The following is a 21,261-nucleotide window of genomic DNA, read 5'->3' as shown; positions in this document are numbered from 1 at the left end:
CTGGGCGGAATCGCGCCGGACGGCGTGGCAAGCAACAAACGGGAGCACAACAATGCACAACGAGTCCCGCCCTGAAGCCCCCTTGCGGGTGCTGGTGGTCGGCGCCGGCTTCGCCGGTCTCGGCTTGGCGATCCGCCTGCGACAGGCAGGCATCGACGATTATCTGGTCCTGGAAAAGGCCGCCGATGTCGGCGGTTGCTGGCGGGAAAACCGCTACCCGGGCGCCGCCTGCGACGTCCCCTCGCATCTCTATTCGTTTTCCTTCGAGCCGAAGGCCGACTGGTCGCGCAAGTTCGCCCCGCAGGCGGAAATCCTCGACTACCTGCGGCATTGCGCGGACAAGTACCGTCTGCGCGAGAAGATCCGTTTCCACTGCGAGGTGGAGGAGGCCCGTTTCGACGCCGGCAGCGGCGAATGGCAGGTGCGCTGCGCCGATGGCCAGACGCTGCGCGCACGGGCCCTGGTCTGCGCCACCGGCCAGTTGAGCCGGCCGCTGCTGCCGCGCCTGCCCGGCCTGGAGCGCTTCCAGGGTCCGGCGTTCCACTCGGCGAACTGGGACGCCGAGGTCGAGCTGGCCGGCAAGCGGGTCGCGGTGATCGGCACCGGAGCCAGCGCTATCCAGTTCGTCCCGCGGATCGCCCCGCAGGTGCAACGCCTGTCGCTGTTCCAGCGCAGCGCGCCTTACGTGATCGCCAAGCCGGACCGTACCTACGCCGACTGGGAACGCCGCCTGAAGGCGCGCTGGCCGTGGCTGCAACGCCTGGATCGGGGGCTCAAGTACCTGCACCACGAATCGCGGATGCTCGCCTTCGCGACCTTCCCGGCGCTGATGAAGGTGATGCGGCTGAGCTTCCATCGTCACCTGCACCGGCAGATCGCCGATCCGCAACTGCGCGCGCGGCTGGTTCCCGACTACCCGCTGGGTTGCAAGCGCATCCTGATCAGCAACGACTATTACCCGGCGCTGGCCAGGAGCAATGTCGAACTGGTCGACACGGGCATTCGCGAAGTCACCGAAGACGCCGTGGTCGGCCGTGACGGCCGCCGGCACGAGGTCGACGCGATCATCTTCGGTACCGGCTTCGCCGCCACCGAGTTCCTCGCCCCGATGCGCATCCTCGGCCTCGACGGACGCGACCTGCGGCAGGCCTGGGCGGATGGCGCGGAAGCCTACAAGGGCATCAGCGTCAGCGGCTTCCCCAACCTGTTCATCCTTTACGGGCCGAACACCAACCTCGGCCACAACTCCATCGTCTACATGCTGGAAAGCCAGTTCCCCTACGTGCTCGGCTGCCTGCGCCAGCTCCAGGAGCAGGGCTTGCGCTACCTCGACGTGAAGCCCGAGGTCCAGCGGCGCTTCAACCTGGAGGTGCAACAGGGGTTGCGCCATACCGTCTGGGAGCGTGGCTGCGACAGCTGGTACAAGACTGCCGCCGGCAAGAACACCAACAACTGGCCGGGCTACACCTTCGTCTATCGCTGGCGTACGCGCCGGCCGGAGCTTGCCGACTATGACCTGGCCCGCTGAAGCGCCCCTGATGTCGCCGCCGCAACGCCTGCGCGCCGGTCTCCTGCGCGGTTGCCTGCGCCTGTTGTTCCGCGGGCTGGTCCGTCCGCCCATGCCAGTGGCGCTGCAACGCGGCGTGTTGCGCGGGCTGAGCCTGGCGACGCTGGGCGCCGGCGGCGTCGTCCGCGAGCGCCGCAGCCTCGCCGGCGTGCCCTGCGAGTGGTTGCGGCCGCGCGGGGTGGAGGCGCGGCGCCGGGTGCTCTACCTGCACGGCGGCGCCTACCTGATCGGCTCGCCGGCGACCCACCGGGCGATCACCACGCACCTGGCCCGGCGTTGCGCCGCCGAGGTCTGCGCGGTGGACTACCGGCGCGCCCCGGAACATCCGTTCCCCGCAGCCCGCGACGACGCCCTGGCGGTCTACCTGGCATTGCTGGAGGCCGGCCATTCGCCGCGCCGGCTGCTGCTCGCCGGCGACTCCGCGGGCGGCCACCTGGCGCTGTCCCTGGCCCTGGAGCTGAAGGCGCGCGGCTTGCCGTTGCCGGCCGGGTTGCTGCTGTTCTCGCCCTGGACCGACCTCGGCTGCCAGCGCCTGCACACGCCGGCGGCCGGCGACCCGCTGCTGTCGCGGGCCTGGCTGGAAAGCGCGGTGCGCCTGCTGCTGCCGGCCGACGCGGAGCCAGGCTCGGCCGCCTTGTCGCCGCTGCATGCCGACCTGGCGGGGCTGCCGCCGCTGCTGGTACAGGTCGGCGAGGACGAACTGCTGCGCGACGACAGCCTGCGCCTGGCGCAACGGGCCGGTGAGCAGGGCGTCGCGGTGCGATTGCAGCGCTACGCCGGTTGCTGGCACGTGTTCCAGGCTCATGCCGGCGTGTTGGCCAGCGCCGACCGGGCGTTGGACGAGGCGGCCGCGTTCGTCGTCGAATGCAGCGCGGAGGGCGACAGGTGCAGAACATCCTGATCACTGGTGCCGCTTCCGGAATCGGCGCCGCCAGCGCGCGTCTGTTCCACCGCCGGGGCTGGCGGGTCGGTTTGCTGGACATCGATGCCGAGGCGTTGCGCGGCTTGGCCGCGCAACTGCCGGGCGCCTGGCACCGCGCCGTGGACGTCAGCGAGCCCGACGTGGTCGGCGAGGCGCTTGCGCAGTTCTGTGCCGATGGCCGCCTGCGCCTGCTGTTCAACTGCGCCGGCGTCCTGCGTTTCGGCCGCTTCGAAGAGGTCGCCCTGGAGGACCACGCGCGGTTGCTGGCGATCAACCTGCAAGGCGTCCTCAACTGCTGTCACGCGGCCTTTCCGTTCCTGCGCGCGACACCGCAGGCGCAGGTGCTCAACATGGGCTCGGCATCGGGGCTGTATGGCGTACCGGAGATGGCCGTCTACTCGGCCTCGAAGTTCGCCGTGCGCGGGCTTACCGAGGCGCTGGAGCTGGAATGGCGCCGCCACGGTATTCGTGTGGCCGACCTGATGCCGCCGTTCGTTCGCACGCCGATGGTCGCCGGGCAGGCCTACCAGCCGCCGGTGTTGCGTCGCCTGGGGCTGAGACTGGACGCCGAGGATATCGCCGAGGCGGCCTGGCGGCAGGCGCACAGCCGGCGGGTACACCGGCCGGTGGGCGGGTTGTTCACGGCGCTGTACTGGGCTGGGCAGTTGTCTCCGCCGTGGGTGAACCGAGCGGTGATGGCGTGGTTGTCGCGGGGTTAGGCTCTGCGCAGGATGGATAGAACGGATTAAAGCTTGGGTGGGTTTCACGCTGGATGGTCTAGCTGCTTTTCGTGGCTGCCTCGACTTCTTGTTTCGCCGTCCCAGGCGAGTGAAATCCATGGTAGATCTCGGACCATAGGTATGCCTTAGCCAGGCGCCGGTGCTTATCGCTACCGTTGAGCCCAAGAGTCCTCCTCGGGTGGGACCGTTGCCTCCCGTATCAAGCACGCATCGTCAGCATCTCTTGGGGGCCTTCGCGTAGGAGCGCTGCCAGGACTGCGAAGCCGTCAGATAACGTATTCCCCCCTCCTGGGGAATTGCTGACGCTGATTCGAATGGCCTGGGGAAGCGTACCGCGGCCCGTACTAAAGGCCTCTGCGGTGGTGACAAGATGCTGCTGTCCGCGCATGCCTTGCTCTATTTCGATGGCGCGCCAGGGGGCTGGCACTTCTACCCAGAAATGCGGACAGCATAGATGGCTGCGATAGGTCAGGCCCTGCAGCAGGTCCACAACCAGCGCTTGGCGACGCGCGATTTCCCCTCTCTGGTATTCGAGCAGTGCGCTTGCAGTACCGTCCTCGACCCATCGGCTCGCAATCTCGAGAACCAGTGGTGTCGCCATCCAGCACGAATTGCGAAGCGCTGCTGCCATGCGACTTACCATGGATGCAGGAGCATGAACGTATCCAACCCGCAATCCTGCAGCGACCGCCTTGCTCATGCCACCGATGAGGATGCCCCGCTCAGGCAGCAGATGGCAGAGAGGGGTGGGGCGTTCGGCCATCAATACAGCATGGGTTTCGTCCTCGATGACGATCAAGCCGTGCTCGCGGCAGATCTTCGCGATTTCCTTCCGCCTGGCGCCTGACATCACTGCAGTGGTCGGGTTCTGGATGGTGGGTGTGCAGTACAGGGCGGTGATCCTGTTCGTGCGGCAGGCCTCTTCGAGGGCGTCGGGCAGTAGCCCCTCTTCATCCATTTCCAAGCCGAGCACCTTGATGCCCAACAGTTGCGCGGCACTGATCAGCCCAGGATAGGAGAGCTGCTCCGTTACCAGGGTGTCGCCGGCGCGCAGCATGGCCATAAGCACGACGAGCAGACCGTGTTGGCTGCCATTGACGCACAGAATCTGCTGGTGCTCCGCTTGAAACTCACCGTGAGACAGCCATGTTGCTCCCGCTTGCCGGTGTCGGAGCAGTCCTGTGTCGGGTGTGTAGAGCATTAACTCCTGCAGGAGCTCAGGGGCCGCACTCAATTGCTGAAGGCTGCGGGAAAGCAGTTCGGTCTCATTGCCCGGAATATGCATATTCCGGCTCATGTCGTTGCACATCTCGGTGCTGTCTACGAAATTGCGAAAGCCCGCCTCCCGAGCACGTTCTCGACCGCGGTTGCGGACGAACGTACCGTCGCCGACCCGAGCCTCAACCAGCCCCATGCGCTCCAGCTCACCATAGGCCCGGCTCACCGTGCCCGCGGTCACACCGAGCTTGTCCGCGAGGATGCGATGTGGCGGCAGCTTGACTCCCTGCCGGAGAACCCCATTGCGAATAGATTCTTCGATGCCCTGGGCCAGCCGTTTGTACTTCAGGCCGGGCCCTTCTGGTAGGAAGAATCTGAAAATTGAATCGGTGTCAATATTTGCTTTGACCGGCATATTTTCTCCGAATTAACCTCAAATAAAGAGGTTTGATAAGCAATAAAGGGCGTCAATCAAAGAATAACATGGGGGAAAGACGTGCAACTTATGTCAATTCAAGCTCTGACTATCAACAGGCGGCAGGTACGTGTGGCCAGCCTGGTGACCGCTGTTCTATTTCTAGTGGTGTGTATCAGCTGGGGGACTACCTGGCTCGGCATCAAGATCGCCGTGGAGAGCGTGCCGCCGCTAACTGCCGCCGGATTGCGCTTTCTGATCGCATTTCCGCTTTTCCTGCTCTTTGCGCGGCTGCGCCACGAGACGATCTTTTTCCCGCGGCGACTCCTGGCCTTCTTCGTCTTCGTGACGCTCGGCTACTTCAGCGTGCCCTACTACCTGCTGAACTATGGCGAGCAATACGTCGCTTCAGGTCTTACCGCGCTGCTGTTCAGCAGCATGCCCGTGTTCATCCTGATCTTCTCCGCGATCTTCCTGCGCGAGCGCATCTACCTGTCGCAGATCCTTGGTATTGCGATTGGCTTCGGCAGCCTGTTCATGATCATCAGGTCTCAAGGGCTGCATCTGGACTACACGGAGTTGTTAGGCGTACTTGCCATCCTGCTCGCGGCGATCATGCACGCACTCAGCTACGTCATCACCAAAAGGCAAGGTGCTGACATCGGCGTGATCACCTTCAATACGCTGCCCATTGGCATCGCCGGCTTGGGGCTGTTCATGGCCGGACTCGTGATGGAACACCCGAACCTGTCTGCCGTCACAAGCCGATCTTGGGCTGCCCTGATCTATCTCGGTCTGGTGGCATCAGTCGGGGGATTCATCGTGTACTTCTTCCTGCTCAAGCGTTTGAGTCCCGTTGTGCTGTCGTTCGTCTTCATCATTTTCCCGGTGTTCGCCGTGATCATCGGCGCCTGGTACGAAGGGGTTGCCATCTCTCGCGAGTTGATTGGCTTCACCGTGCTCCTATTGGCTGGATTTGCCATCACCAAGCTTCCCATCGAGAAGCTGCTCGGCAGGAGGTGACATGAATACGAACGTGTTGACCGAGCATGCATTGAGCGTGATCTACAGACACGCCTGCAGGACCTATCCAAGGGAATGCTGCGGATTCGTTCTCGCCGATGCAAAAGTGAAAGAGGGTACGAACATCCAGGATGAACTGCACATGGCTGACCCCCGGAGGTACCCACGCACGGCCGCCAACGGGTACACGTTTTCCGTGACGGATACCGTATTCCTCAACAGCAGCTTCAAGACGTGCAGCCCGGTATCCGTCATCTACCACTCCCACCCGGACGTCGGTGCCTACTTCAGCCGGGAGGATATCGACAAGGCATTGTATGCCGGGGAGCCAATGCTGCCGGTCGACTACCTGGTTGTTGATGTGGCCGCCGGCAACGTTCGCGGCGCAAAACTGTTTGCCTGGCGCAACGGACGCTTTGAATGCACACGAGAGTTCGGGCCATCGAGCCAGGACGAGTAGACATCTGGCAAGGAGCTGAAAAGTGAAGACGGTAATTTTTCCGGAAGTACTGGTACGGGCCGCCCAACTGGAAGGCGGGCGCCTGGAGGGAGCGGGCTTGACGGTTGGCGAGCTGCTGGCAGGCCTTGCCAGGAAGCATCCTTCATTACTCGGGCACCTGTATTACGAAAACGGTCAATTGAAAGAACACTTCCTGCTGACCCACAAAGGTTCGCTAGTCAATCTGGATGGCGAGCTTTCCGATGGAGATGAAGTCGAAGTCATGCTCGCGACATCTGGCGGTTCTGGCGTTGAAGCGTTGAGCGACGAAGAAGTTCAACGCTACGTTCGCCACATCACGTTGCCAGGCGTTGGCAGGGAAGGCCAGCAGCGCCTGAAGCAGGCCAGGGTGCTGATAATCGGAACGGGCGGCCTGGGTTCGCCCGCTTGCCTTTATCTGGCCGCAGCAGGAGTGGGCACCATCGGGCTGGTTGACTTTGACGTGGTGGAGTCGAGCAATCTCCAGCGCCAGGTCGTCCATGGCTATAGCACGCTCGGTATGCCGAAGGTTGAGTCCGCCCAGCGCCGGATGCAGGACCTGAACCCCTACATTGAAGTCGTAACCCACCGTTACGCCATCGACGCGGACAATGCGCAGTCACTGATTCAGAGCTATGACCTGGTATTGGATGGCACCGACAACTTCGCCACACGTTACTTGGTCAACGCGGTTTGCGCCAAGCTCGGAAAACCACTCGTCTTTGGCGCGATCTATCGGTTCGAAGGTCAGGTCAGCGTCTTCAATCTGGAGGGAGGCCCCTGCTACCAATGTCTCTTCCCGAACAATCCCCCGCCTGAGGTGGCTCCAAGCTGTAACGCAGGGGGAGTTATTGGTGTGCTGCCTGGAGTGATTGGCCTGCTGCAGGCAACCGAGGCGGTGAAGGCCCTCGTCGGCCTGGGCAAGTCCCTATCAGGCAGACTTCTTCGATTCGACGCGCTGCTCATGCACTTCAATGAAGTGAAGTTCAATCGGCGCGACGATTGTCCGGCCTGCGGCAAAACCGCTGCAGAGAATCCCCGCCACTGGAGGGAGGGATTGCTCTGCCAGGCAAGCGCGGCACCGTCGCAACGACTCGACGACGATCGCTATATCGATCCCAGCTGCCTGTTGCAGTTGATGAAATCCAACAGCGAAAACTATGCCCTTCTGGATGTACGCGACGCGGGCGAGCTCGAAGTGTGCCAGTTGCCGGGGATCGTCCACGTTCCCTTGAACGAACTCGCCAGCCATTTCGCCAATCTCGACTTCAGTAAGCGCTACATCCTCGTGTGCTACGCCGGCACTCGTGCCGAACGCGCGGCCATACAGCTCATGGGGGCAGGGTTCTCCAACGTCCAAGTGCTCGATGGCGGCATGAAGCGATGGGCGAAAGAGATAGAGCAGCACATGCCGATGTACTGAACCATAGGCAGGGAAAGCATGATCTACGATTCGCTACTCGATTTAATTGGCGGGACGCCGGTGATACGGCTGAGCAAATTGTCTGCTCGCCTGGGGGTGAGCGTATTCACCAAGCTGGAATCCTTCAATCCAGGAGGAAGTCATAAGGCGCGTATCGCGCTCTGGATGATTCTGGATGCCGAACGCAAAGGAATCCTGGTGCGCGGGAAAGGGCAGACCATTCTCGAGCCGAGCGGGGGAAATACGGGGATTGGACTGGCAATGGCGGGGAACATCCTGGGGTACCGCGTGACCCTGGTGGTTCCCGACAACTACAGCCCTGACAAGAGACAATTGCTCGAGCTGTATGGCGCTCACGTCGTGCTGTCGGATAGCAGAAAAGGGAACAACTCGCATGGCGAGCTGGCAATCCAGATACTGCTGGAACATCCGGAGTTCGTCATGCTCAACCAGCAGCGCAATCCAGCCAACCCGCAAGCCCATCGCGAAGCTACAGCCCTGGAAATCCTGAGGGACTTTGCAGGCCAGCCACCCCCGGACTTCTTCTTCGCTGGCATTGGAACTGGTGGACATATCACGGGTGTTGGAGAGGTGCTGAGGAACCACTGGCCGGATATGGCCATCTATGGCGTGCAGCCAGAGCAGTGCGACTTGCTCGACAATAGGCACGCACCGCATGAGATTCAGGGACTTTCCATTGGTATCGTGCCGGAAGTCTGCAACCTCGGCATTGTTACTGGCATGGTCGGGGTGTCGAAATCTGCCTGCTTGTCGATGATCCGGGAAGTCCTGCAAAACGACTCTGTGAGCATGGGGTTGTCCTCCGCAGCCAACCTGGTCGCGGTGCTGAACATGGCATCTGCCATGCCGTCAGGCGCTCGTGTACTGACGATGATCTACGATGGCGTCGAGTCATACATGGACGCTTTTCGATGAAGTTGTAGAGCAGAGCACGGCGATAACGCTTGCATGGTCGAAATGAGGTCGCATGCGATGGACAAACTGGTAGGTAATCTGATGCGCGCGGCATTGATGGAGTGCTGCTCACCCCAACTGGTGGAGCGGATAGTCGCTCATTCGATGTTCGAAGAAGCCAGACGTTGGTGCGAGGAAGACCTGCAGGCATTCGCCAGCAAGGATCCAGCCGCACAGGGACGGACATCCGACATTGCGTTTGGCTACAGCTCGTTCAAGGCAGTGCTGCACTACCGGCTTTCCCACATGCTGTGTCTGCGAAGCACATCTGAAGGCGATCCTGAGAGAGCGTTGGAGGCTACCGCGCTCCTGGTCTCCTCTCGTGGAAAGCTCCTGTCGGGCGCGGAAATCCACCCAAGATGCAAGATTGGCAGTCGATTCATCCTGGACCATGGGCATGGCACGGTCATTGGCGAGACAGCGGTAATCGGTGATGACTGTTACATCCTCGGAGGTGTGGTATTGGGGGCAACTGGCATATCGGCTAATCCCGCCGGTAAGCGTCACCCCACCATAGGGAGCCGCGTCCAAATCGGGGCCTTCACGCGTGTACTGGGTGACATCGCTATCGGCGACGATGTGTTTGTCGGTCCGCATTGTGTCATCAAGGACGACATCCCTGTCGGTTCAGTCGTAACCCTGCGTTCTGAACTACAGGTCATCCGAGGCCCCCACATAGTTCAGCAACTACAGCCGGCAGCCACGCAGACCCAAATTCAACCAATGGAGGCATCATGACGCAGACCGCCTCCCTTTTTCTCCAGGACTCCTACCGGGAAGAGTGTTTGGCGAGAATCACCGATGTCGTTGAAGATGGCCTGCTGCTCGACCAGACCGTTTTCTATCCCCAGGGGGGTGGCCAGGCTGGAGACAGTGGTTGGCTGACGCTGGCTGATGGCACGCGGCTCCGGATCGCCGATACACGCAAGGGGACAGAAGCAGGTGCTGGCAGGGATGCCATCCTGCATATCCCAGCTGAAGGCCAGGCAACCGTTCTCCGAGCAATGAAGCCTGGCGAGGTGGTTCTTGCGCAGATCGATTGGGTGCGTCGTTACCGGCACATGCGACTGCATACCGCAGCGCACATGCTCTGTGCTGTCCTGCCCTATCCGGTCAATGGGTGCAGCATCACTGATGAGCATGCGCGCTTGGACTTCGTGACGAGTGAACCGCTGTCCCGCGAGGCCATTGATAGCGCCTTGGCGGCAATGGTCGAGGCAGCACATCCGGTTTCGATCGACACCATGAGCGACGATGCACTGCGGGCTAGGCCGGATCTGGTGCGCACCATGAGTGTCCAACCTCCGATGGGCGCCGGGCAGGTTCGGTTGGTGAGTATTAAAGACACCGACCTGCAGCCTTGCGGTGGAACCCATGTGGCGAATACCGAAGAAGTTGGGGTGGTGCGCGTTTCCAAGATGGAGAAGAAATCAGCGCGCACCCGTAGGGTGGTACTGGTACTGGGTTGAGCGACTACCGTCGACATGGCCGTCGGTTTCCCATTCTACGCCACAGGTCACCCTCGCCACGCCCGGCAGCTCCATGCAATGCCAGAGGGCCTCAGGCCGGCAACAACGGCCGACAGGCCTCGACGAAGCGCCGGCAGGCACCCGCACATTCGCGCTCCAGCGGCTCGTCGCCATCGCAACGCTCGGCGCATGCCAGGGCATAGCGCGCCGCCAGCTCGCAGGCGGCCGGCGCCCATGGGCTGCGGCGCTCCAGGAGCAGGGCGGCGAGGCGGCAGAGGTCGGCGCAGTCGCCGGCGTGCTGGCGTTGTTCCCTGCTGGACTCGGTGCAGAGCGCCAGGTAGCGCTCGCACGCGCGGATGCAGTCCTGGGACGCGAGCCGGCAGCGCTCTTCCGGCGCCTGGACGGCGGCACCGCCGAGCAGGGCGTCGGCGTCGGTTTCCAGCAGGGAGCCGGGGTCTTCGTTTCCGGGATCGTTGATGGCGCGGGTCATGGCGGCACCTCCTGGCGATTGCGCCCATGCGGGCCCTGTTCCTTGGGCCGGTCGACGATGCCGACAGTTCAGTCGATTTCGCCGTCGGCACCGCCGCTCGATTGCCTTGAACCCTCGCCCGCGGCGCCAGTCCTCACTGGTACGACCCCAGACACGACCAGGAGGCGAGAATGTCCAGCACGGTTGCCGATCAATTGCTCGAACGCTTGAGCCAGTGGGGGGTGAAGCGCGTCTTCGGCTACCCCGGCGATGGCATCAACGGGATCATGGGCGCCATGGGCCGGCGCGCCGAGGCATTCGACTATATCCGCGTGCGCCACGAGGAGATGGCGGCCTTCATGGCCGGCGCCCACGCCAAGTTCACCGGAGAGGTCGGGGTGTGCCTGGCCACCTCGGGGCCGGGCGCGATCCACCTGCTGAACGGGCTCTACGACGCGCGCATGGATCATCAGCCGGTGCTGGCCATCGTCGGCCAGCAGGCGGCTACCGCGTTGGGCAGCGACTACCAGCAGGAAGTCGATCTGCAGAGCTTGTTCAAGGACGTTTCCGCCTATGTCGAGACCGTGGTCAGCCCGGCACAACTGCTCCATGTGCTGGACCGAGCCCTGCGCGTGGCGGTCGGCGAGCGGCAGGTGGCGACGGTGATCGTGCCCAACGACGTGCAACAGATGGCGGCCCCGAAGCGCCAGCCCCACGAGCACGGCCACGTGATGTCGGCGGTGGGCTTCGTCCAGCCGCGACCCTACGCGCGCGACGCCGACCTGGAAGCCGCCGCGGCGATCCTCAATCGCGGCCGGCGCGTGGCGATCCTCGCCGGTGCCGGGGCCCTGGGCGCGCACCGGCAACTGGAAGCGGTCGCCGAGCGCCTGGCCGCCGGAGTGGCCAAGGCGCTCCTGGGCAAGGCGGCGGTTTCCGACGACCTGCCGTACGTGACCGGCTCCATCGGCCTGCTCGGCACCCGCGCCAGCAGCATGCTGATGTCGCATTGCGACACCCTGCTGATCGTCGGCAGCACTTTCCCCTACAGCGAGTTCCTACCCAAGGCCGGCCAGGCGCGGGCGGTGCAGATCGACCTGTATCCGCGCAACATCGGTATCCGCTATCCGATCGACCAGGCCTTGCTCGGCGATGCAGGGGAAACCCTGGAGCGCCTGCTGCCGCTGCTCGAGCAGAAAAAGCACGGTGCCTGGCGCCGCCGGGTCGAGCGGGCGGTGACGGCCAGTCGCGAGGAAGCCCGGCGCCAGGCCGAAGAGCCAGCCGACCCGATCAACCCGCAGCGGGTATTCCGTTCCTTGTCGGAGCAACTGCCGGACGATGCGATTCTCTGCGGCGACAGCGGCTCGCATACCAACTGGTACGCCCGCGACATCCGCATGCGCCCGGGCATGCTCGGCTCGCTGTCGGGCAAGCTGGCGACCATGGGCAGCGGCGTGCCCTACGCCATCGCCGCCAAGCTCGCCTATCCGCAGCGGCCGGTGGTGGCGATGGTCGGCGACGGCGCCATGCAGATGAACGGCAACGCCGAACTGGTCACCGTGCAGCAGTACTGGCAGCGCTGGGACTCGCCGACCTTCATCGTGCTGGTGCTGAACAACGGCGATCTCAACCAGGTGACCTGGGAGCAGCGTGCCCTGGCCGGCGACCCGGAGTTCAGCCCGGCGCAGGAAGTGATCGATTTCCCCTACGCGCGTTATGCGGACATGCTCGGCTTCAAGGGCATCCGCGTGGATCGCCCGGAGGACATCGACGCCGCCTGGGCCGAGGCCTTCGCCGCCGACCGCCCGGTGCTGCTGGAGGTGGTCACCGACCCGAACGTGCCGCCGCTGCCGCCGCACATCAGTTTCGAGCAGGCCAAGCACCTGCTTGGCGCCATGCTGCAGGACGATCCCAAACGCTGGGGGGTGATTCGCCAGAGCGCCCGGCAGATCCTCGCGCGGCACTGAGCAAGGCGGTCGCGGCGCTCAGTCGGCGCGGCCGCTACGCAACTGGTCGGCCAGTTCGCGGTGGTGGTAGAAGCGCGCCAGCCATTCGTCGGCGAAGCGGCGCAGGTCAGGATCGGCGGAGTCCCGGGCGATTCCCTCGAAGCGTGCAACCAGACGGTCCTGCTGGCGAATCTGCGCGTCGAGGAAACCGCGCTCGTCGAAGCCGCCGGGAGCGGCGGCCTGCCGTTCGGTCTGGCGCGGCGAGGGCAGCGCCAAGGCCTTTTCCCCGGCCAGGGCGCGTAACTGGTGGTCGAACTCCTGCTGTTCGGTGAGTACGCGCTTGGCATAGAGCTGCACCGCCTTGTTTTCGGATCGGCGCATGGCTTGCTCGGCTGCCTCCACCTGGGCCTGGCTGTCGGCCAGGCTGTCGGCGAGCAGGGCGCGGGTATCAGCGGGTTCGGCCTGGACGGCCAGGGGCAACAGCAGGGCGGCGATCAGTGACAGGCGACTGGGCATGGCGAACCTCCGGACGGGACGAGTGTGCGGTGGACGCTCGCCATACGGCGCCGTTCAAAAAAACCGCCTATGCGTCCCAGGCCGCCAGCAGGCGTCGATGCTCGCGGTGCGCCGCCTCCTGCACCGTCGGCAGCAGCCGTACCGGCTGGCCTGGCAGGCATTGCGCCAGGCGCGCCAGCGCCAGCGGGGCGAGGGCGCCGAGACGGGGGTAGCCGCCGATGGTCTGGCGGTCGTTGAGCAGGACGATCGGCTGACCGTCCGGCGGCACCTGCACCGCGCCGAGGGCGATGCCTTCGGAGATCATCGACTGCTGCCGGCATTCCAGGCGCGGGCCGAGCAGACGTACGCCCATGCGGTCGGCGCGGGTATCCACCTGCCAGTCGCCGTTGAACGCATCGAACAGGCTCATGGCCGGGAAGTCGCCGATCTGCGCGCCGAGGATCAGCTCCAGGCGCGCTTCGCCGGTGCAGTCCATGATCCGTTCGCTGGGCAGGGGCAGCGCGCGCGGTCGCGCGCCATCGGCCAGCCAGCCGAGGCTGTCGCCTGCGGCCAGGGCCTTGCCGTCGGCGCGGGGGCCGCCCAGGCCTTCGCGGGCCACCGTGGCCAGGCTGCCCAACTGGCGCTCGCCGGCGAAGCCGCCGGGCGCCGCCAGGTAGGCGCGGGCGCCCTGGCGCGGGTGGGCGAAGGCCAGGCGCTGGCCGCCGCGCACGGCGAACGCGCCCCAGGCCGGTAGCGGCTGGCCATCGAGGGTCGCGCCGAGATCGCCGCCGGCCAGGGCCAACCAGCCGTCGGCACGGCATTCGGCGACGAAACCGCCGAGGGCGATCTCGATCACCGCGGCGTCCAGGGGATTGCCCAGCAGCCAGTTGGCCCAGCCCATGGACAGCCAGTCGAGGGCGCCGCCCTGGGTCACGCCGAGATGGCGGCAACCGAAGCGGCCGCGATCCTGCAACTGGACTAGCGGGGTGCTCTGGTACACCCGCAGGCCGCCGTGGATGGAGTCGTTCATGCCTGGACCTCCAGGGGCGTGTCGTCGCCGCCGAGGCGGACGAATTCGGCGTGTCCGATGGGTTCGAAACGCACCCGGTCGCCGGCGCGCAGCAGGCTGTAGCCGTCCAGGGTGAGGTCGAACAGGCGCACCGGGCAGCGCCCGAGCAGGTTCCAGCCGCCTGGCGAGGCCTGCGGATAGACCGCCGTCTGGCGCTCGGCGATGCCGACGCTGCCGGCGGCGATGCGTTGCCGGGGAGTCGCCAGACGGGGTGCCGCCAGGGCTTCCTCGACCAGCCCCATGAAGGCGAAGCCGGGGCTGAAACCGAGGGCGAAGACCCGGTACTCGCGCTGGCTGTGGCGGCGGATCAGCTCGGCGACGCCGAGCTGCTTGCGCCGCGCCAGGGGGGCCAGGTCGGGGCCGACCCGCGGGTCGTACCAGGTCGGCAGGATGTGCAGACGGCCGCCGTCCTGGCGTTTCGGGCGCAAGTCGGACAGCGCCGCGGCGATCCGCGCGCGGGCCTCGCCAGGGTCGAGCTGGAGCAGGTCGTATTGCAGGAGCAGGGTGGTGTAGGACGGCACCAGGTCGAGCAGGGCGGCGCCGAACGCCGCCCGCAGGTTTTCCTCCGCCGCCAGCAGCCAGGGCATGTTGGCTTCGTCGATGCGCTCGAACAGGCGCAGGACGAAGCTGTCGATGGCGGCCACCTCGATGCGCGGTTGCGGTTGGCTCATGCCGCCTCCAGGGCGTCGCGGATGCGCCGCACCGCAGCCAGCGAGGCGGGGTTGTCGCCGTGTACGCAGAGGGTCTGCGCCTCCAGCGCCAGGGCGCTGCCGTCGCTGGCTCGCAGCGCCGCGCCACGGGCCAGCAGGAGGGCCTGGGCGAGCACCGTCTCGGCGTCGTGGTGTACCGCGCCGGGCTGGCTGCGCGAGACCAGGTAGCCGGCGCCGTCGTAGGCGCGGTCGGCGAACGCCTCGAACCACAGCTCGATGCCGTGGGCCTCGCCCAGCGCGCGCGCCGCGGTGTTGTCGCGGGTGCTCATCAGCATCAGCGGCAGGGTGCGGTCGTAGGCCGCCAGTGCGCGCAGCACGGCGGCGAGGATCGCCGGGTCGCGCATCATGTCCTGGTACAGCGCGCCATGCGGCTTGACGTAGCGTACCCGCGTGCCCTGGGCGCGGCAGAGTCCGTCGAGGGCGCCGATCTGGTAGAGCAGCAGGTCTTCCACTTCCTGCGCCGAGCAGGCCAGCGAGCGCCGGCCGAAGCCGACCAGGTCGGGGTAGCCGGGGTGCGCGCCGATGCGCACGCCATGCTCCACCGCCAGGGCCACGGTGCGGCGCATGGTGCCGGGATCGCCGGCGTGGAAGCCGCAGGCGATGTTGGCGCAATCGATCAGCGGCATCACCTCGGCGTCCAGGCCCATGCGCCAGGCACCGAAGCTCTCGCCGATATCGCAGTTCAACAACAGGTTGTTCATGCAGGTTCCTTCAGGTCATTGCTCGCCGGACCTCACCACAGCGTCAGGCTGTAGCTGAGGATCAGGCGATTTTCGTCGAGGTCGTTGGCGAAATTCGAACGCACCGTGGCGTTGCGCCATTTCACCCCGAGGTTCTTCAGCGGCCCGCTCTGCACCACGTAGCCGAGGTCGGTGTTGCGTTCCCATTCCTTGCCGTCGTTGGCCGCGCCGCGGGCGACGTTGTCGCCGGAGACGTAGCGGCTCATGAAGCTCAGGCCGGGCAGGCCGAGCGCGCCGAAATCGTAGTCGTAGCGCAGTTGCCAGGAACGCTCGTCGACGTTGCCGAAGTCGCCGATCTGGATGAAGTTGACCAGGTACGGGTCGCTGCCGGCGATGTAGGGATAGGGATCGTCGCCACTGATCCGCTGGTAGCCGGCGGCCACCGCGTGGGCGCCCAGGCGCAGGCTGAAGAGGGCGCCGAAGGCGCGGTTGTCCAGTTCGCGGAAGCCGCCGTCCTCGCTGGCCCGGGCGAAGCGCAGGTCGCTCTTGAGCGAACGCTGTCCGCCGAGGTCGAGGGTGTGTACCAGGCCGGCGAAGGTCTGCCGGTAGATGTCCCTGAGCCGACCCTGGTGCAGGCTGGCGGTCAGCGCCGGGGTCAGGCGATAGTCGCCGCCGGCGAAGTCGAAGGCATCGCTGCGCCCGCCGATGCGGTTGGCGCTGAACACCTGGTAGTCGCTGGAGCTGTTCAGCTTGTTGCGGTCCAGGTGCGCGCCGCGCAGGGTCAGGCCGTCGATCTCCTGCACGTCGAGCAGCGCGCCGCGGAACAGTTCCGGCAGCAGGCGGGTGTCGTTGGCCGAGACCAGCGGGCTCTTGAAGTGCAGCGCGCCGACCTTGAGCAGGCTGTTGGAGACCCGCGCCTTGGCGGTCAGGCCGAGCTTGGCGTAGTCATCCTGGGAGCCGCCGGCGGAGCCGTCGGCCGGCAGCAGCCCGGTTCCTCCGCTGCCGCCGCCGGAGTCGAGCTTGAAGCCGAGCAGGCCGATGGCGTCGACGCCGAAGCCGACGGTGCCTTCGCTGAAGCCGGACTCCAGGCGCAGGAGGAAGCCCTGCGCCCATTCGTCGGCGTTGTCGCGCGCGCCGCTCTGGCGGAAGTCGCGGTTGAAGTAGAAGTTGCGCAGTTCGAGGCTGGCGTGGCTGTCCTCGACCAGGTCGGCCTGGGCGAGCAGCGGCCAGCCCAGCCCGCTGCCGGCGAGCAGCGCGGCAGCCAGGCGGGGAGTGGGATGCATGCTGGGATTTCCTCGGTCGACGGCTCAGAGTTCCAGTTGCTTGCCACGGGTTTCCGGCAGGCTGAGGGCGGCGAGGATCACCACGCCGTAGGAGACCGCGGCGAAGGCGCCGATCCCCAGGCCCAGCGAGAGCTTCTGGCCGAGCATGCCGATCAGCATCGGGAACAGCGCGGCGATGGCGCGCCCGGCGTTGTAGCAGAAGCCCTGGCCGGAGCCGCGGATGCGGGTTGGGAACAGTTCGGTGAGGAACGAGCCCATGCCGCTGAAGATGCCCGAGGCGAAGAAGCCGAGCGGGAAACCGAGCCAGAGCATGGCGCCGTTGCTCACCGGCAACTGGGTGTAGAGCAGGACCACGGTGAAGGAGCCGACGGCGAACAGGACGAAGTTCTTCTTGCGCCCGATCAGGTCGGTGAGGAAGGCACTGACCACGTAGCCGACGTAGGAGCCGAGGATCACCATCGCCAGGTAGCCGCTGGTGCCGAGCACGGTCAGCCCGCGTTCGGTCTTGAGGAAGGTCGGCAGCCAGGCGGTGATGGCGTAGTAGCCGCCGAGCGCGCCGGTGGTCAGCAGCGAGGCGCGCAGGGTGATGCTGAGCATCCCGGGGGCGAAGATCTCGTAGAAGCTGACCTTGTCGGCGCCCTGGTTGCGTTGCCTGGCCTCGCGGTAGATCGCCGGTTCCTTGACCAGCCGGCGTACCACCAGGACGAACAGCGCCGGCAACAGGCCGAGCATGAACAGCGCGCGCCAGGCCTCTTCCGGCGGCAGCAGGCTGAACATCAGCGAGTAGAGGATGGCGGTGAGGCCCCAGCCGATGGCCCAGCCGGACTGCACCAGGCCGACCGCCTTGCCGCGGTCGCGGGCCTTGATCACTTCGCCGATGAGTACCGCGCCGGCGGTCCATTCGCCACCGAAGCCGAAGCCCATCAGGGTCCGTGCGACCAGCAACTGCTCGTAGTTCTGCGCGAGGCCGCAGAGGAAGGTGAAGAAGGCGAACCAGAGCACCGTCAGTTGCAGGGTCAGCACCCGGCCGATGCGGTCGGAGAGGATCCCGGCGATCCAGCCGCCGGCGGCGGAGGCGAGCAGGGTCATGGTGTGGATGAAGCCGGCTTCGCCGGTGCCGATCCCCCACAGGGCGATCAGGGTAGGGATCACGAAGCTGAGCATCTGGGTGTCCATGCCGTCCAGGCCGTAGCCGATCTTGCAGCTCCAGAAGGCCCGGCGTTCCTGCTTGTCGAGGGCGCGATACCAGCCGAAATGACCGTCCCGGGAAGCGTCCGGGCCGGCGTCGAGGGTCATGTGTTTTTCCATGGGGGCACCGATCGTCGTTATTGGTGTTATGAAGATTCGGTGGGCGCCGTCGCACCCGGTGGTCGCATTCTTCGAGGCTGGCCAGCGAGCGTCCAACTAATTTATGCGGCCGCCGGGGATAAGAAATTTCGATGGCGGAGCAGGCCGTCATGCGTCGATCATGTGCCGCCGGAAGGTGGGCGCTGGCATGGAAGCTGCTCGCTCCCGCCACCTTGTGTCCCTTGCCCGTCGGTACCCGCCACATGAACCTGAAATTCCTCGAGACCTTCGTCTGGGTCGCGCGCCTGAAGAGCTTCCGCCTCACCGCGGAGAAGCTGTTCAGCACCCAGGCTTCCATTTCCAGCCGGATCGCCGTGCTGGAGGACGAACTCGGCGTGAAACTGTTCGTCCGCGACTCGCGCGGCGTGACCCTGACCCCGGAAGGCGACAAGGTACTGGCCTACGCCGAGCGGATGATGGACACCATGCACGCGCTGAAGCAGTCGCTCGACACCGGCGCCAGCACCCAGGGACGGATTCGTATCGGCGCCATGGACACGGTCATCCACACCTGGCTGAGCCCGTTGGTGGCCAGGGTCACGGAAACCTTCCCGGCGGTGGAGATCGAGCTGATGGCGGACACCGCGCGCAACCTCTCCGAGCAGTTGCAGAAGGGCTACCTGGACCTGATCTTCCAGACCGACTCGCTGCGCCACGAGTCGGTGCTGAACCTCGAACTGGGCAGCTATCCGCTGCGCTGGATCGTTTCCACCGGCTCGATCTACCACCGCGACTACGCCTCGCTGGCGGACCTGGCGCGGGAGCGGGTGGTGACCTTCTCCAAGCACTCGCGGCCGCACCAGGACGTGCTCGGCCTGCTGCACGCCAACGGCGTCGCGGCGCCGCGCCTGAACTGCGTGAACTCGGTGGCGGCGATGACCCGCCTGCTGCGCGACGGCTTCGGCGTCGGCGCCTTGCCGCCGGCGCTGGTCAGCCAGGAACTGGAACGCGGCGAACTGACCCTGCTGCGCCTCGGCCCGCCGCCGCCGAACCTGCCGGTGGTGGTGTCCTGGCGCGGCGGCACCGGCCTGGAGCTGGTGGACGAAGTGGTGGAGTTGAGCAAGACGGTGCTGGCCGACTACGCGGCCAACGTCGGCCCGGAGTGCATGCTCCTGGCGCCGCTGAAGAAAGGAGTGGGGCGGCTGCGTTCGCGCTGATTCGGATTTTCCGATCGCCCCCGGCGGAAAAATCTCGTTGGACGCTGACCGCCGTCCGCTTCTACAAACCTGCCAACAACGACGTCCGCCAGCGCACGGAGCCGCCATGCCCGAACCGACCTTCCACGAACTCGCGCAACTGCCGCCGCCGGTCCTGCGCCAACTGATCCGCCGCGGCGACTACACCGGCCATACCAGCGGCCTCGGCCAGCGCCACCTGCAGGCCAACCTGGTGATCCTGCAGAAATCCTGGGCCGACGAGTTCCTTCGCTTCTGTGCCCTGAACCCCCGGGCCTGCCCGCTGCTCGACGTCAGCGAACCCGGCTCGCCGCACTTCGCCAGGCTCGGCGCGGATATCGACGTGCGCAGCGACCTGCCGCGCTACAGGGTGCATCGACGCGGCCAGGAGCCCGTCGAGGTGAGCGACATCGGCACCTTCTGGGAGGCGGATTTCGTCGCCTTCGCCATCGGCTGCTCGTTCTCCTTCGAACAGGCGTTGCTCGACGCCGGCATCGGCCTGCGCCACCTCGAGCTGGGGCGCAACGTGGCGATGTACCGCAGCTCCATCGCTACCCGGCCGAGCGGTCGCCTGGCCGGGCCCACGGTGGTATCGATGCGGCCGTTGAAGGCCGCCGAGGCGATCCGGGCGATCCAGGTCACCAGCCGCTTCCCTATGACCCATGGCGCACCGCTGCACCTGGGCGATCCGGCGCTGATCGGCATCCGCGATCTGGCGCGGCCCGACTACGGCGACCCGGTGCCGCTCGCGGCGGACGAGATCCCGCTGTTCTGGGCCTGCGGGGTCACGCCCCAGGCGGTACTCGCCGAAGCCCAGCCGGAGCTGTACATCAGCCACGCGCCGGGGCACATGCTGGTCAGCGACCGACTCTACGACGAACTCTGAGAGGCGTCGTCCTTCGCCGGACCGGGGATGATCGCCAGGTGGCGCAGGGCGTCCGGCTCCAGGCTGTAGCTCTTGCCGCTCGGCGCCTCGACGAGCCGGCCGAGGGCGTAGAGGGTGAAGTAGCGCACCATTTCGGCGCAGCCGAGGATGTCTTCGAGGTAGCGCCGATGCGGATAGGCCTGCAAGGTTTCCGGGGCGACGTAGAGGAATACCGGCTTGCCGTCGATGCGGTCGCGGAACTTGAAGCGGAAGCCTTGCGGTCGGTTCGGCGAGCCGTAGCGCTTGGGCAGCAGGTCGGCGCCGCCGTAGAACACCTTGCCGGCGCTGCCCGGGGTGGCATAGCCGATGTGCTGGAAATAGGCGCGCAGCGCTATCCGGCCGAGGCCGCTGATGTGGATGTCCAACTGCTTGAATTCTTCCGCCGGCAGTTCGGTGCGGGCCTGGCGGAAGGTGTCGACGAGCTGTTCGAAATCGCGGGTGCGCCGCCGCCGTTGCGTTCTCTGCCGAGGCGCGGCGGGAGCGTCGGCGCGCACTGCGGCGGAGGCCGGCGGCTGTTCCTCGGCGTCCGGGTCCGCTGGTGGCGGCGCGGCTTCCTCGGCGATGGCCGGATCGAATTCCTCGACGTAGGCGTCCAGCTTGTCGCGGATGCGCCGCTGGCCGGCCTCCTCGGCGGATTCGCCCGGGCGCAGAGCGTCCTCGTCGTCCTCGACGAACCACTCGCAGTTCGGCAGGTGGGTGGAGTGCGGGAACTTGCTGAAGTGCGCGGCCTTGCGGGTGTCCTGCGGCAGCTTGTCGTAGTTGCTCGCCGATACCTTGATCCCCTGTGCCCGGCACCCTTCGCTGGAGCAGAGGAAGTCGAAGCGTTTGCGCGGCTCGGCCTGGGAGAAGTATTCGCGGCGGGCACTGGCGATGGAGATCACCCGATCCAGTTGCACGCAGTAGGCCAGTGCTATCCGTTTGAACGCCATGTTCCC

Annotated in this window: 21 protein-coding genes; 12 read left to right on the top strand and 9 right to left on the bottom strand. The window is 65.8% G+C overall.

Translation table 11 applies throughout. The annotated features are described in order from the left end of the window. Positions 1-52: 52 nt before the first annotated feature. The 3 genes from LJF27_RS23965 to LJF27_RS23955 are packed head-to-tail and all read left to right on the top strand — an operon-like array spanning position 53 to position 3,208. Entirely contained in the window at positions 53-1,528 is a 1,476-nt protein-coding gene (locus LJF27_RS23965; protein WP_003107859.1) for a flavin-containing monooxygenase, read from the top strand. Between the two features lie 10 nt (positions 1,529-1,538). Beyond that, entirely contained in the window at positions 1,539-2,468 is a 930-nt protein-coding gene (locus tag LJF27_RS23960) for an alpha/beta hydrolase (RefSeq protein ID WP_003142502.1), read from the top strand. Beyond that, the gene (locus tag LJF27_RS23955) at positions 2,453-3,208 is read left to right on the top strand and encodes an SDR family oxidoreductase (RefSeq protein ID WP_023116578.1); all 756 of its coding nucleotides are present in this window, start codon (positions 2,453-2,455) and stop codon (positions 3,206-3,208) included. The genes LJF27_RS23960 and LJF27_RS23955 overlap by 16 nt, the downstream gene beginning before the upstream one ends. 220 nt (positions 3,209-3,428) lie before the next feature. Here LJF27_RS23955 and mdrR2 read toward each other — a convergent pair whose 3' ends face one another. Next, positions 3,429-4,862, bottom strand: coding sequence for a transcriptional regulator MdrR2 (gene mdrR2, locus LJF27_RS23950; RefSeq protein WP_003106149.1), 1,434 nt, complete (start codon positions 4,860-4,862; stop codon positions 3,429-3,431). Between the two features lie 132 nt (positions 4,863-4,994). Between mdrR2 and LJF27_RS23945 the strand changes: the two genes are divergently transcribed. The 6 genes from LJF27_RS23945 (at position 4,995) to LJF27_RS23920 (ending at position 10,230) form a co-directional block, all read left to right on the top strand. Then, on the top strand, positions 4,995-5,885 hold the full coding sequence (locus tag LJF27_RS23945) for a DMT family transporter (protein WP_003120268.1): 891 nt from the start codon (positions 4,995-4,997) through the stop codon (positions 5,883-5,885). 1 nt (position 5,886) lies between these two features. After that, complete coding sequence (locus LJF27_RS23940) at positions 5,887-6,345, top strand: Mov34/MPN/PAD-1 family protein (RefSeq protein WP_003106151.1); 459 nt, start codon at positions 5,887-5,889, stop codon at positions 6,343-6,345. Positions 6,346-6,367: 22 nt separating this feature from the next. After that, positions 6,368-7,786 (top strand): molybdopterin-synthase adenylyltransferase MoeB, encoded by a 1,419-nt coding sequence (gene moeB, locus LJF27_RS23935; protein WP_023116577.1) that lies wholly within the window; start codon positions 6,368-6,370, stop codon positions 7,784-7,786. An 18-nt stretch (positions 7,787-7,804) separates the two neighbouring features. Beyond that, on the top strand, positions 7,805-8,722 hold the full coding sequence (locus LJF27_RS23930; RefSeq protein WP_023116576.1) for a PLP-dependent cysteine synthase family protein: 918 nt from the start codon (positions 7,805-7,807) through the stop codon (positions 8,720-8,722). 81 nt (positions 8,723-8,803) lie between these two features. Continuing rightward, positions 8,804-9,499 carry a serine O-acetyltransferase gene (locus tag LJF27_RS23925; RefSeq protein ID WP_003120270.1) on the top strand — a complete coding sequence of 232 codons (696 nt, stop codon included), beginning with the start codon at positions 8,804-8,806 and terminating at the stop codon, positions 9,497-9,499. Next, entirely contained in the window at positions 9,496-10,230 is a 735-nt protein-coding gene (locus tag LJF27_RS23920; RefSeq protein ID WP_003106155.1) for an alanyl-tRNA editing protein, read from the top strand. The genes LJF27_RS23925 and LJF27_RS23920 overlap by 4 nt, the downstream gene beginning before the upstream one ends. Before the next feature lie 91 nt (positions 10,231-10,321). Here LJF27_RS23920 and LJF27_RS23915 read toward each other — a convergent pair whose 3' ends face one another. Next, complete coding sequence (locus LJF27_RS23915; protein ID WP_003106156.1) at positions 10,322-10,720, bottom strand: four-helix bundle copper-binding protein; 399 nt, start codon at positions 10,718-10,720, stop codon at positions 10,322-10,324. Between the two features lie 170 nt (positions 10,721-10,890). On the opposite strand from LJF27_RS23915, the gene LJF27_RS23910 reads away from it, so the two are divergent. Beyond that, positions 10,891-12,663, top strand: coding sequence for a thiamine pyrophosphate-requiring protein (locus tag LJF27_RS23910; protein ID WP_016263528.1), 1,773 nt, complete (start codon positions 10,891-10,893; stop codon positions 12,661-12,663). Between the two features lie 18 nt (positions 12,664-12,681). Here the strand turns inward: LJF27_RS23910 and LJF27_RS23905 are convergent, their stop codons facing one another. From LJF27_RS23905 to LJF27_RS23880, 6 genes are all read right to left on the bottom strand, one after another. Continuing rightward, entirely contained in the window at positions 12,682-13,158 is a 477-nt protein-coding gene (locus LJF27_RS23905) for a DUF4142 domain-containing protein (protein WP_003106158.1), read from the bottom strand. Between the two features lie 67 nt (positions 13,159-13,225). After that, a complete protein-coding gene (locus LJF27_RS23900; protein WP_016263527.1) occupies positions 13,226-14,167 on the bottom strand; it encodes a biotin-dependent carboxyltransferase family protein in 942 nt (313 codons plus the stop codon). Beyond that, positions 14,164-14,877 carry a 5-oxoprolinase subunit B family protein gene (locus LJF27_RS23895; protein ID WP_003113622.1) on the bottom strand — a complete coding sequence of 238 codons (714 nt, stop codon included), beginning with the start codon at positions 14,875-14,877 and terminating at the stop codon, positions 14,164-14,166. Before LJF27_RS23895 ends, LJF27_RS23900 begins: the two co-directional genes overlap by 4 nt. Continuing rightward, positions 14,874-15,617, bottom strand: a complete 744-nt coding sequence (locus LJF27_RS23890) for a 5-oxoprolinase subunit PxpA (RefSeq protein ID WP_003113623.1) — start codon at positions 15,615-15,617, stop codon at positions 14,874-14,876. The genes LJF27_RS23895 and LJF27_RS23890 overlap by 4 nt, the downstream gene beginning before the upstream one ends. A 32-nt stretch (positions 15,618-15,649) precedes the next feature. Continuing rightward, positions 15,650-16,879: an OprD family porin gene (locus LJF27_RS23885; protein ID WP_003118505.1), complete on the bottom strand. Its 1,230-nt coding sequence runs from the start codon at positions 16,877-16,879 to the stop codon at positions 15,650-15,652. A gap of 24 nt (positions 16,880-16,903) precedes the next feature. Beyond that, a complete protein-coding gene (locus LJF27_RS23880; RefSeq protein WP_003122793.1) occupies positions 16,904-18,175 on the bottom strand; it encodes an MFS transporter in 1,272 nt (423 codons plus the stop codon). 254 nt (positions 18,176-18,429) lie between these two features. Between LJF27_RS23880 and LJF27_RS23875 the strand changes: the two genes are divergently transcribed. Then, complete coding sequence (locus LJF27_RS23875; protein WP_003088829.1) at positions 18,430-19,383, top strand: LysR family transcriptional regulator; 954 nt, start codon at positions 18,430-18,432, stop codon at positions 19,381-19,383. Between the two features lie 106 nt (positions 19,384-19,489). Further along, complete coding sequence (locus LJF27_RS23870) at positions 19,490-20,287, top strand: putative hydro-lyase (protein ID WP_003102129.1); 798 nt, start codon at positions 19,490-19,492, stop codon at positions 20,285-20,287. Here LJF27_RS23870 and LJF27_RS23865 read toward each other — a convergent pair. Then, positions 20,272-21,255: a hypothetical protein gene (locus tag LJF27_RS23865; RefSeq protein WP_023116575.1), complete on the bottom strand. Its 984-nt coding sequence runs from the start codon at positions 21,253-21,255 to the stop codon at positions 20,272-20,274. The two genes, LJF27_RS23870 and LJF27_RS23865, sit on opposite strands and share 16 nt — an antisense overlap. Positions 21,256-21,261: the final 6 nt, after the last annotated feature.

Origin of the sequence: Pseudomonas sp. 203-8 (assembly GCF_020708595.1) — a bacterium.
In the GTDB taxonomy this organism is placed as follows: domain Bacteria; phylum Pseudomonadota; class Gammaproteobacteria; order Pseudomonadales; family Pseudomonadaceae; genus Pseudomonas; species Pseudomonas aeruginosa.
Note: the sequence above shows the minus strand (reverse complement) of the source record. Positions and strands in the feature narration are given on the sequence as shown.